We start from the raw sequence: 11,893 nt of genomic DNA, 5'->3' as shown, positions 1-11,893 counted from the left end.
GCCCCCCCGCCGCGTGGCGGCCCCCCCCCCCCCGCGGGGGGGCCCCCGGCCCGCGCTGGCGGCCCGCCCCCCCCGCCAGCGGGGGCCCCCCCCACCACCCCGGCGCAGTGCGGGGCGGGACGGGGCGGGGCGGGGCGGGGCGGCGTAGCGCCTCGGACGAGGCGCACACGACTGCCGGAGGTACGCGCCCACGCGCACACGACTGGCGGAGGCGGATGCTGACGCGCCCGCCTCGGGCGAGGCGCACGCGACTGCCGGAGGCAGTCGCACTCACGCCCGGCGGAGGGCTCACGCCTGGCGAAGGCAAGTGCCCTCATGCCTGCGTGGGCAGACGGACTCATGCATGGTGGGGGCGGGTGTGCTCGCGCCTGCGTCGGCAGCTCGACAGGACGTATACGTCTACGGGCACCAAGTCGGAGCCAGTTCCACGCTCACACATTCGCACCCGAACGGCACAAGCCCGGACACCTCCTGTCGAGATGCCGGTGTGCCCGTCCCACCCCGCGTCCAGCAGCCGCCGCCCCCGCACAGGATGCGTTTGAGGGGGCGCCCCCTCAAACGGAGGGTTGCCCCCTGGGATTCTGGGTCCGCAACCCACCGGCTCAGGGGGCGACCCCTCAAACGTTTCCGTGGGGCGAGCCAGGCCGCGGGATACGAACCGCGGACGCCTCGCGTCGTGGGAGCGCGAACGGCGGGGCGCCTCGCGTCGTGGAAGCGCGAACGCCGGGACGCCTCGCCGCCGTGGAAGCGCGAACGGCGGGGCGCCTCGCGTCGTGGGCGCACGAACCGGGACGCCGCGCCGTCGTGGGAGGGCGAGCGGCGGGGCGGCCCGGGGGGCGGGGTTAGGTGACTTGGCGGAGCCAGGCTTCGGAGAGGGCTTGGTGACCGGCCGGTGTCGGGTGGACGCCGTCGAAGAGCCAGTGTTCGGGGCCTGTGCCGGCTGCGAGTTCGGCGAACATCCCGTCCGCGGCGACCAGAGCGGCGCCGAACTCGCGGGCCAGTTCCCGCACAACCTGGATCTTCGCGTCGAGGTCGGCCCGCCAAGCCCACTGGTCGTCCTTCACCGGCAGCAAGAACGGCTCGATCAGCACGAGTTGTACGTCGGCCAGCGGCTCCAGCAACCGCCGATACCCCGCCCGATACCCATCCGCCGAAACCTCCTCATGCCCGAAGGAGTACCGATACCCGGTGTCGTTGATCCCGATCAGGATCGACACCACATCCGGCCGAGCATCCAGTACGTCGGACTCCCACCGACTGCCCAGCCCGGCGAGCGTGTCACCGGAGATCCCGCTGTTCATCCACACCGGCACGCGATCCGGCGTACGGCGGCCGAACTGCCCCGCGACGAGCAACGGGTACCCGTACCCGAGCGGATTGTCGGTCTCGCGACGATGGCAATCGGTGATCGAGTCCCCGGTGAACATCACCCGGGCACCGTCGGCAAGCTTGATCACGAGCTCTCCGGGGTGAACGTGGCGACACCGACGGTCGTGTCGCTCTGGCCGTAGTACGCGAACCAGGTCCCGCGGTGGAAGACCAGTCCTTCGACGAACGTGACGTTGTCGACCAGTCCGTGCTGGTCCTCGAAAGTACTCGGTTCCAGCCACGGCTCGGTCAGTTTGGCGACGGCGGTGTCCGGCTTCCGCGGGTCGATCAGTACCTGACCGCAGGCGTAGTACACGCCGCCCTCGGGCCGGACCACCGCGCTGTTGTGCATCAGGAGCACGTGACCGGTCCGGGTCCGGATCGGTTGCGGGCCGGTCTCGACGAGGTCGCCCATGAATGTGCCGGGCTCGGGCCGCAGGACCGGTGTCGGGTCGGCCTTCCAGTGCAGCAGGTCGTCGGAGGTGGCGAGGTGGATGTTGCCCTCACCGAACCACATCAGGTACCGCCCGTCGATCGGCTCAGGCAGGATCACGCCGCCCTTGCTCCACTCCGGACCCGGCGTCTCGCGCACGCCGGCAAACGTGTTGATGCCCGGGAACATCGGCCCGTGCTTCTCCCACGTCCGCAGGTCGGTCGACGTCGCGAGGCAGAGCCGTGCGGTGTGCCGGTCCCAGCCGGTGTACGTCAGGTAGTAGGTACCGTCAACGAAGACGACCCGCGGATCCTCGCACCCGTACCGCTCGTAGTCCTCGGTAGGCGACATGATCGGATCAGGCTCGGTCTCGAAGGTGAGGCCGTCGTCGGACCAGGCGAGACCGAGGTGCGACACGATGTCGGCGGCATGCGCGCGGTAGATCAGCGCGATCCGTCCGTCCACCACGAGCGCCGACGGGTTGTAGACATTCGTCGACTCCCAGTCGTGCCGGCCCGGCCGCAGAACGGGGTTCTCCGGCCGCGGCACGAACGGACCGAACGGGTAGTCGACCACCGGCGCGCTCATTTGTTGATCAACTTGTTGACACCGGCAACCATGCCGTCGACGCCGGCAGCCACGTCCTTCTTGCCGGACAGCGCCGGGTTCCAGGTGGTCCCGACGACGTCACCGGCCGGTGTCGACCACGGGTCGAGGAACTGGGTGACGAACTTGTCCTTCACCCCGAGCTCGTACGTCGCGGTCGCGGCGATGCTCTTCGCGGCGGCGTCGCCGGCCTGCAGCGCCTCGTAGTACCCCTTGGAGCCGGGCTCGTAGGCGATCGGGGCGATCGGCTGGTCCTTCATCGTCTCGTTGAAGCCGGTGACCTCCATGTAGCTGATGACCTTCCAGGTGGTGTCGGGGTCCTTCAGGGTCGCGGGTGAACACACGCCGTTCGTCTCGATCGGTTGCACGGATTTCGCCGTACCCACCGGCCAGGGGGCATAACCCCATTCGAACTTCGGCTTGTTCTGGGTGATCGTCTGGTGCAGCCACTGGCCGCCGAACATCAGCGGGATGCCGCCGTTGGCGAACTTGGCCATCGCGTTCGTTCCGTCGTAGTCCGGGTTGGTCATCTCACCGGCCTTGATCGCCTTCGCGATCCGCTCCGCGCCGGTCCGGAAGGTCGCGTCGGCCTGCAGTTCCTTGGCGCCGATCGGCTTGTCCATGATCGGCGCGCCACCGTTCGCGACGGAGTACGCCGAGACGCCCTGCGGACTCTCGAGCAGCGGCCACGCGTTCACCAGCGGCGTGGTCTTGGCGTCGGCGCGCTTCAGCGCCGCGATGTCGCTGAACAGCTGGTCCCAGGTCCACCCGGTCGTCGGCACCTTCAGCTTGGCCTTGTCGAAGGCCGTCTTGTTGTAGAAGAACCCGTACGTGTTCGCCAGCGTCGGGATCCCGAACAGCTTGCCCTCGGGGTTCCGCCACAGGTCGAGCGACCCTGGCGAGAACTTGTCCTCCTGCAGCCCGTCCCCCTTCTTCAGGTACGACGACCAGTCGTAGAGCAACCCTTCCGCGGCAAGGTTCTGCTCCTGCGCGTTCGAGCACCAGAAGAAGTCGGGGGCCTTCTTGGACATGATCAGCGAGGCGAGCTTCTGCGCGTAGTCAGCGTTCGGGGACTCCTCCCGCTTGACCGTGGCGCCCTGCATCTTGGCCATGCTCTTGTCCAGGGCCGCGTTCGTGGCCACGGATTCCCAGGTCATGTAGCTGACGTTCCCGTCGCCGCCCTTCGCGGCACCGGAGCCGCCGCCACCGCAGCCGGCGAGGGCGAGTCCGGCGACGACGAGCACTGCGGTCGCCCTGATTGTGGGCATGATCGATCTCCTCATTTGGCGATGGTTCCGAGGGCGCCGAGGCCCTCCATGAAGTAGCGCTGGGCGAGGAAGAACAGCACCAGCGGCGGTACGACGAACAGCAGGTTCGTCGCCATGTAGTAGTTGTACTGAGACCCCGCCTGGTCGGACAGGAACGCGGCCATACCCAGCGGCAACGTGAACTTCTTCGAGTCCTGCAGGTACACCAACGGACTGAGGTAGTCGTTCCAGGCCAGCTGGAAACTCATGATCGCGACCGTGATCCAGACCGGCTTGGTGAGCGGGATCATGATCCGGGTGAAGATCATCCAGTGCCCCGCGCCGTCGATGGTCGCCGATTCGTCCAGGTACTTCGGGATCGACTGGTAGTACTGCCGCGCCAGGAACACGAAGATCGGGCTCCCGAAGAACGCCGGCAGGATCAGCGGCACCCAGGTGTCGATCAGACCGAGACTGATGTACAGGTGCTGCAGCGGGATCAGTCCGACGATGCCCGGCACGAAGATGCTGCCGGAGATCGCTGCGAACCAGAACCGGCGGCCCGGGAAGTCGATCCGCGAGATGCCGTAGCCGACGATCATCGAGCTGACCACAGCGCCGATCGTCGACAGCACGGTGACGATCACAGTGTTCAGCAGCAACCGGTAGAAACCGATCTGTGCCGGACCGTCGACGAAGTTCGCGGCGCGGAACTCACGCGGCAGGAACGCCGGCGGCAACTGATTGATGTCGCCGTTCCCCTTGAGCGCGATGCTGACCATCCACACCAGAGGCAGCAACATCGACACCGCGAGCAGCCCGCAGAGGGCGTACCACGCGACGCGGGACAGCATGAACGGCACCCGCTGGGTCAGCGCGGCCGGACGTGCGATGACAAGTGCTTCGGCGGTCATCAGCCCTCCCCCTGGTAGACGCGGTTCCGGGTGAGGCGCAGCATCACGACGGTCACCAGCATCACGATCACGAACAGCACCCACACCTCGGCGGTCGCGTACCCGAGCTGCGGTGAGGTGATGAAGTCGGCGAACCCGTCGTTGTAGATCTTGTACATCAGCAGATTCGTCGAGTGTCCCGGTCCGCCCTTGGTCAGGATCGCGACCTGGTTGAAGGTCTGGAACGCACCGTTCAGCGCCAGCATCAGCTGGAGCATCATGATCGGCCCGATCATCGGCAGCGTGATCCGCGTGAACCGGCGGAACGCGTTCGCACCATCGACCTTGGCCGCCTCCTGGATCTCGTCCGGGACCGCCTGCAACCCGGCGAGGAAGATCATCATCGTCCCGCCGACACTCCACATACCGACGATCAAGATCGCGGGCAGCGCCACGTGCGCGTCACCCAACCACATACTCGTCGGCAGGTGCAGCGCCTTCAGCAACTGGTTCGCCAGCCCGTACGTCGGGTCGTAGATGTACTTCCACAACGTCAGTACGGCGACCGCGGGCAGCACGACCGGCAGGTAGAAGATCGTCCGGAACACCTTGACGCCTTTGATCCCGCGGTTCACCACGACCGCGAGCGCCAGCCCGGCGATCAGCGTGGCCGGCACCGAGATGACCACCCACAGCACGGTCACCTTCAACGACGGCCAGAACGTGGGGTCGTTGGTGAACAGGAACTTGTAGTTCTCCAGGCCGACCCAGGTGGCCGGCGTCAGCCCGTTCCACCGGGTGAACGAGTGGTAGAGCGACGTCACCATCGGATAGGCGACGAACAGCAGCAGCCCGATGATCGCGGGCGAGATGAAGCAGTACCCGAGGATCGCGTCCCGGCGCCGCTTAGTGGAGTTCATCGGAGTCCACCTCCTGGACTCGAAGTCGGACGGTCAGGATCTGGAACGGACGCAGCTCGAAACTGCCGTCGAAGCTCCCGAGCGGCCGCTCCAGCAGGTCGACGATTTCGGCGCCCTCGGCAACGAAATCCCAGTGCAGCCGCCCGGTCGTCCGCGCACCGAGCGCCTCGTAGAACCGGACGATCACGTCACCGGAGCGGTCCTCGGCGAGCTTCACGGTCTCGATCACCACGCCTTCGCCCTCGACCGTGACGACCGGCGTAGGTGCCGTCGTACCGCGGACTTCGCGGATCGGGAGGTTCAGTCGCAGACCGGTCTCGACCGCGGTCGCGATGTCGGCGCCAGACACCAGCGTGTAGCGCATGTGGTGGCGGCCCTGGTCGGTCTCCGGATCGGGATAGCGCGGCGCCCGCAGCAACGAGAGCCCGATCCCCGTGCCGGTGCGTCCGGCCAGTGGATCACCGGATCGTCCCGGCAGGCGCCGTACGTCATGCCCGTACGTCGAGTCGTTGGCGACCGCTACGCCGAAGCCGGGCTCGCCGACGTGCACCCAGCGATGCGCGCACACCTCGAACTTGGCCTCGTCCCAGGTGGTGTTGTCGTGCGTCGTCCGGCGGATGTGACCGAACTGGATCTCGGCCGCCGCGTCGTTCGCCCGGACGTCCAGACCGAACGTTGCTTTGAGCAATTTCTCCCGCTCGTGCCAGTCCACGTCGACCGCGAAGTCGACCCGGTCCGAGCCGGCCGCGACGGTGATCGTCTGGCGGTACGTCGACGCGCCGTGCGACCGCCGTACCTCCACCACGACCTCGCCCGCCTGTTCGACGACGTCCAACGCATCCAGCACCCGCAGCGGAGTAGCGGTCGCGCGGTAGGTGTCGTCGAGATCCCAGGCGTCGAAGGCGTTCGGAAGATCGTGGTGCAGGACCAGGTCGTTCAGGCGCGCACCGTCGGCGACGAGCTCGCGGTTGTAGCGGGTGTCGATCAGGGACGGGATCGTTCCGTCGGGAGCGATCGTGATCCGCAGGACGCCGTTGTCGATGAGGATGTCCTCACCACGCTGCACCGTCACGGCAGCCGCGATCGGCGCCGGCTCCTGTGACGCGCCCAGAGCAGCAACGCCATCGACGACGGCTGGTACGGCGTTGAAGCGGATCGTGGTCTCGCCATCGCCGGCCAGCTGATCGAGAGCGGTCGAGATCAGGCCCTCGAGCTCGGCCTGCACCTGTTCGTACGCCGCCCGCGCCTCCCGATGCACCCAGGCGATCGACGAGCCCGGCAGGACGTCGTGGAACTGATGGAGCAGGACCGTCTTCCAGATCCGGTCGAGCGCGTCGTACGGGTACGGCGCGCCGGTGCGGAGCGTGGCCGTCGTACACCAGAGTTCGGCCTCGCGCAGGAGGTGCTCACCGCGACGGTTGCCGCGCTTCATCGCGGCCTGCGACGTGTACGTCCCGCGATGCGCCTCCATGTACAGCTCGCCGACCCAGACCGGCGCATCCGGGTACTCCGCTTCCGCGCGCTCGAAGAACGCGGTCGGAGTCAGGTGCTCAATCGTTGGAGCACCTTCGAGATCCGCCTGCCGCCGCGCCCGCTCCATCATCAGCGCGGTCGGTCCGCCCCCGCCGTCCCCGTGACCGAACGGGACCAGCGACGTCGTCGCGCCGGCGTGATCACGGAAATTGCGAGTGGCGTGGTTCAACTCGGCCGGCGACAGCTCGGCGAGGTACGTGTCGACCGGTGGCAGGTGCGCGAACACCCGGCTGCCGTCGATCCCCTCCCACCAGAACGTGTGATGCGGGAACGGGTTCGTCGGATGCCACGCGAGCTTCTGCGTCAGGAAGTACCGGAACCCGGCGAGTAGGGCGATCTGCGGCAACGCGGCCGTGTAGCCGAACGAGTCGGGCAGCCAGACCTCCCGCGGTTCGACCCCGAAGCGCTCGGCGAAGTACCGCTTGCCGTGCACGAACTGGCGGACCAGCGCCTCGCCGCCCGGCATGTTCGTGTCCGACTCGACCCACATCCCGCCGGCCGGGATGAACGTCCCGGCCGCGACCGCATCGGCGATCCGCGCGAACAGTTTCGGCTGGTGCTCCTCGATCCACGCGTACTGCTGCGCCTGCGAGCACGCGAACCGCAGCTCGGGATAGTCGTCCATCAGCGCGAGCACGTTCGAGAACGTCCGCGTGCACTTGCGCACGGTCTCGCGCATCGGCCACAGCCACGCGGAGTCGATGTGCGCATGCCCGACGGCCGCGACCCGATGCGCGCTCGGCACCGACCGCCGCGCCAGCACCGGCGCGAGCTCGGCCCGCGCGGCAGCGACGCAGTCCGCGATCCGATCCGGGTCGATCACGTCGCAGGCTCGATCCAGCGCCCGCAGGATCTTCGACCGCCGCGGATCGTCGGCGGCCAGCTCGACCGCCCACCCGATCAGTACGTCGAGATCGATCGCCAACTGCTCCGCGTCCCGATCGAGCGCGACGAGTTCGGCGCGCCGGAACCGGTACTGCGGTTCGCCGTCCGCGGCGAGCCCGTTGCCGAGATCGGTCGGCCGGAACGCCTTCGCGGCGACATCCGGGTTCGCCGCTGCCTCGACGTACAGATCGACGGTGGTCGACCCGGGGTCGACGTACTGGCTCCGGGGGTGGATGCCCTTGATGATGCTGCCGTCGGCGCGGTGCACCAGGCCCTCGCTCTGGAAGCCCGGTCCGCCGTCGAAACCGAGGTCGATCACGACGGCCGCTTCGGCGTCGGCTTGGTCCGAGGCCCAGTCGGCCGGGACCTCGCCCCGGAGCCGGAGCCACGAGGTGGTCCAGGCCGGGCCCCACGCGGACCCGGCGGCGAACGGTTCGAACGGGCCGGCGGTGGCCCGCTCGAAGGGCTCGGGTTCACCGGGCAACCGCCGGACGGTGATCTCGAGGGGCGCCGACCGGCGCTCGACGGCGGGCAGGACCCGCTCGTCGAGCATCCGACGCGCCCGGTCGATGGTGCGCTGGGGGTGCTGGTGCATCACTTGCCCTTGCTGGCTTTGGCGAAACGGACCTTGACGAGCATCTGCGCACCGGTCGACGAGGTGTAGTACGTGTAGTACTTCGTCAGGCCGTCGGCGCTGGTGTACTCCGGGTGCGCGAACGCGGCGTACTCGATCCCGCTCGTCTTCGCGGCGGTGAAGAGCTTGGTCGCCGACGACCACGGACCCCACGGGTTGGGCGCGGTCTGGTAGAAGACGTCCTGCGACTGGAACGGCATGAACGTGTTGACGTAGGCGCCGAACGCGCTGTCCCAGTAGACCGTCGAGCCGGCGGCACCGGTGGCCTTGACGAGCACGGTCTTGCTCGGGTCGGTGGACCACTGCGGCTGACCGTTGCTGTCGGCACCGATGTAGTAGCGCCACTGGGAGATGTCGGTGACGTTCGCGACCGGGACCTTGGCGACCGCGCAACCGTCCAGCGTGCACTTGCCGTACCCGTAGAGCGTGCTGCCGACGAGCACCATCGCGTTCCCGGTCCAGTCCTGACCGACCGGGAAGAACAGCGTGTTGTCGGTGCCTTCGGGGCTCGGGATGTCGGCGGGCCGGTTGGTGGCGGTGAGCCGGGTGATCGTCTTGCTGTTCATGTCGACCGAGACCAGGCCGGTACCCTGCGCCTGACCGACGAAGCCGGATTCACAGGGTGTACCGACGCGTCCGCCGCGGCAGAGCTTGCCGTACGACACGAGGATCCGGTGCCGGGCCTGGTCGACCACGACCGGACCGGGCCAGTGCGCGAACACCGTCCCGCAGTACTCGTCGGTGGAGTTCGTGCAGTCGCTCGATGCGTGCTTCTGCTGGAACGCGAGCTCGGCGGCGGAGAACGGGACGAACTCCGGAGGTACGCCGGTCGAGTGCTCGTCGAGCGGGTTGGCCGAGGTGATCGTGATGTTGTCGCTCGCGTCCAGGTCGCTCGTGGTCGCGGCGGTGCTGGTCAGGAAGCCGTCCGGGTTCTTCAGGATCGTGTCGTCGAAGAACCAGACCGACTGGTTGCCGTAGCGGACGCTCTGCCCGTTGTCGCGGGCGGCGTTGTACGGGTTCTGGGTGATCGGGCCGAGCTCGGTCGTGCTCTCGACCACCAGGTTCGAGGCAGGCCGGACGGGTTTCGCGGCCGCCGGTTCGGCGGCGGCGGCCGGGACGGAGAGGGCGGTGGCGGCGAGCAGCGTCGCGGCGGACAGTGCTGCGGCGAGAACGGGGAGGCGGGGTTGACGCACGGTTGGTACTCCCTCACTGGGTGACAACAAGTGCGAAGCGAAATTGATGATGTCAACGTTGACATAGCCTTGTCAACGTTGACATTTCTCCCTAAGGTCCGTGCGGTGACCACCGTTTCCCGCCGTACTTTCCTGCGCACCAACGCCGCTCTCGCCACCGGCCTGAGCGTCTCCGCCGCGCTGCCGGCTGTGTCAGCGAAGGCCTGGTCCTCCCCCACCGACCGTCCGCTCCGCGCCACCCGCGCCGACGAGTGGACCCAGTTGTTCGACCGCCGCTCCGGCTGGATCGGCGCGGACGGGATCTACTCCGTCCCGCTCGACGGCCGCGACGGCCTCGGGTCCGCGACCCCCGGCTCGCGGACCGCGTTCATCTTCAGCGACACCCGGATCGGCACCGTCGACCCGGGCGACCTGACCTACGACCAGACCGGGTTCATCAACAACTCCTCGGCGGTGCTGACCGGCAACCGCCCCGACCCCGGTCGCGCGACCTTCGTCATCCCCGAGAACGGTGCCTTCGGCAACGGGTTCTGGATGAACGACGGGATCGCGATCGGCGACACGCTGTACGCGACCGGGTTCGCGCCCGACTCCGACTGGAACGCCGCCCGCGTCGACCTGATCGCCGTACCGATCGTCGACGGGGCGCCTGACTACAGCGCCGTACACCGGACCGAGAACTTCGGGCTGCTGGTCCGGAACAGCACGTACATCGTGATGTTCGGCGTCGGCATCATGCCGGGCACGGACGGGTTCGTGTACGTCTACGGCTACCGGAACACGTTGGCCGGCGGGCAGAAGGACCTGGTCGTGGCGCGTGTGCCGCGTGATCAGTTCGCCGACATCACGGCCTGGCGGTTCTGGAGCGGTACGGCGTGGAGCCCGGACATCACGGTCAGCGTGCAGGATTCCGCCGTACTGCATGCCGATGTGTCGACGGAGCTGAGCGTCACGCCCATCCCCCGCGGCCGGTATGCGGGGAAGTACCTGCTGGTCTATCTGCGGAACGTGAACTCGACCGGGCTCGAGTACGCCGTCGGGTCGTCGCCGGTCGGGCCGTTCGCGCCCGGTGTGCGGTTCTACAACTGCCCGGAGCCGTACGTTTATGAGTCGCAGACCGAGGGCGGTACGTACTGCTACAACGCGAAGGCGCACCCGAGTCTTTCGGAGGACGGCCGGCTCCTGGTGAGCTACAACGTCAACCGCCTCGGCAGCGACCCGCTGACCACCGAGATCTATCGCCCACGGTTCGTCTGGCTGGATCTGCAACACCTGGCCGACCAACCGGTGACACCTCGCGCGAGCACTGATGTCGCCATCTCCCGCGACTGGACGGCGGACGCGCGCCGCGACGCCCACCTCGTCCTCGACCTCGGCTGGCTACGCACCATCTCCGGCTACCGGATCAAGCACGCCGGGTACGTCGGGAGTCCGGCCCCGAGCGCGTGGAACACCAGGGACTTCACGATCGAGGTCTCGCAACGCGCCGCCGGACCGTGGCGCCCGGTCGACGACGTCACGGGCAACACCGAGAACCTGACGGACCGGCGGTTCACGAGTCCGGTCCTCACCCGCTTCGTTCGGCTGACCGTGCACCGCCCGACGCAATCGGACGACACCACGGCACGCGTACTGGAGTTCGCAGCGGTGGCCGATGCCGACTCGGCTCCTGACTTCGCTCGCTACCGGCCGGTGCTCGCGGACGCCGCCAACAGCACCGCCCACTCGGTGACCGACCCCGGCGAGGACGTCTGGGTGAACGCCTCGGGCCACTCGACCACGTGGCTCTCGATCGACCTCGGCACCGATCGAACGATCGGCAGGTACGTCGTCGAACACGCCGGCGACCCGAACCTCAACACCCGCGACTTCGCACTCCAGTCCAGCGACAACAACAAGCAATGGACCACCCGAGACACCGTCACCGCCAACACAGCCGCGGTATCGGACCGGCCCGTCACCACGTTTACGGCCCGCTACCTCCGCCTGCTCATCACCCGCCCGGTCGCCGACTCGATCCCCGAAAAGACCACCCGGATCCGCGCGCTGGCGGCGTACCCACCCGCCTGACCCCACCGAGTCGTGGGGTTTGGTTCCTACCCTGATCGCCGAGTCGTGGCGTTTGGTTCCTGTCCCGATCGCCGAGTCGTGGGTTCTGGCGCAACTTCCTCAGCCAGGGCC

At 68.1% G+C, this 11,893-nt stretch carries 8 protein-coding genes; 1 reads left to right on the top strand and 7 read right to left on the bottom strand.

From position 1 onward, the window contains the following. Positions 1-842: 842 nt before the first annotated feature. The 7 genes from ACWGID_RS39900 to ACWGID_RS39870 are packed head-to-tail and all read right to left on the bottom strand — an operon-like array spanning position 843 to position 9,712. Entirely contained in the window at positions 843-1,457 is a 615-nt protein-coding gene (locus tag ACWGID_RS39900; RefSeq protein ID WP_452204584.1) for an SGNH/GDSL hydrolase family protein, read from the bottom strand. After that, positions 1,454-2,389, bottom strand: coding sequence for a glycoside hydrolase family 130 protein (locus ACWGID_RS39895; protein WP_452204583.1), 936 nt, complete (start codon positions 2,387-2,389; stop codon positions 1,454-1,456). The genes ACWGID_RS39900 and ACWGID_RS39895 overlap by 4 nt, the downstream gene beginning before the upstream one ends. Then, positions 2,386-3,675 (bottom strand): ABC transporter substrate-binding protein, encoded by a 1,290-nt coding sequence (locus ACWGID_RS39890; protein ID WP_452204582.1) that lies wholly within the window; start codon positions 3,673-3,675, stop codon positions 2,386-2,388. The genes ACWGID_RS39895 and ACWGID_RS39890 overlap by 4 nt, the downstream gene beginning before the upstream one ends. 11 nt (positions 3,676-3,686) lie before the next feature. Continuing rightward, on the bottom strand, positions 3,687-4,568 hold the full coding sequence (locus tag ACWGID_RS39885; protein WP_452204581.1) for a carbohydrate ABC transporter permease: 882 nt from the start codon (positions 4,566-4,568) through the stop codon (positions 3,687-3,689). Continuing rightward, positions 4,568-5,467 carry a carbohydrate ABC transporter permease gene (locus tag ACWGID_RS39880; protein ID WP_452204580.1) on the bottom strand — a complete coding sequence of 300 codons (900 nt, stop codon included), beginning with the start codon at positions 5,465-5,467 and terminating at the stop codon, positions 4,568-4,570. The genes ACWGID_RS39885 and ACWGID_RS39880 overlap by 1 nt, the downstream gene beginning before the upstream one ends. Then, entirely contained in the window at positions 5,454-8,480 is a 3,027-nt protein-coding gene (locus tag ACWGID_RS39875; protein ID WP_452204579.1) for an alpha-mannosidase, read from the bottom strand. The genes ACWGID_RS39880 and ACWGID_RS39875 overlap by 14 nt, the downstream gene beginning before the upstream one ends. Beyond that, complete coding sequence (locus tag ACWGID_RS39870) at positions 8,480-9,712, bottom strand: DUF4185 domain-containing protein (protein ID WP_452204578.1); 1,233 nt, start codon at positions 9,710-9,712, stop codon at positions 8,480-8,482. Before ACWGID_RS39870 ends, ACWGID_RS39875 begins: the two co-directional genes overlap by 1 nt. Before the next feature lie 105 nt (positions 9,713-9,817). On the opposite strand from ACWGID_RS39870, the gene ACWGID_RS39865 reads away from it, so the two are divergent. Then, complete coding sequence (locus tag ACWGID_RS39865) at positions 9,818-11,782, top strand: galactose-binding domain-containing protein (RefSeq protein WP_452204577.1); 1,965 nt, start codon at positions 9,818-9,820, stop codon at positions 11,780-11,782. Positions 11,783-11,893: the final 111 nt, after the last annotated feature.

The sequence above is a fragment of the Kribbella sp. NPDC054772 genome (assembly GCF_053611945.1).
Note: the sequence above shows the minus strand (reverse complement) of the source record. Positions and strands in the feature narration are given on the sequence as shown.

Excerpts from the sequence above, each read along its gene's own strand:
- ACWGID_RS39880 (WP_452204580.1), bottom strand. The coding sequence starts at position 5,467 with ATGAACTCCACTAAGCGGCGCCGGGACGCGATCCTCGGGTACTGCTTC.
- ACWGID_RS39875 (WP_452204579.1), bottom strand. The coding sequence starts at position 8,480 with ATGCACCAGCACCCCCAGCGCACCATCGACCGGGCGCGTCGGATGCTC.
- ACWGID_RS39885 (WP_452204581.1), bottom strand. The coding sequence starts at position 4,568 with ATGACCGCCGAAGCACTTGTCATCGCACGTCCGGCCGCGCTGACCCAG.
- ACWGID_RS39895 (WP_452204583.1), bottom strand. The coding sequence starts at position 2,389 with ATGAGCGCGCCGGTGGTCGACTACCCGTTCGGTCCGTTCGTGCCGCGG.
- ACWGID_RS39890 (WP_452204582.1), bottom strand. The coding sequence starts at position 3,675 with ATGCCCACAATCAGGGCGACCGCAGTGCTCGTCGTCGCCGGACTCGCC.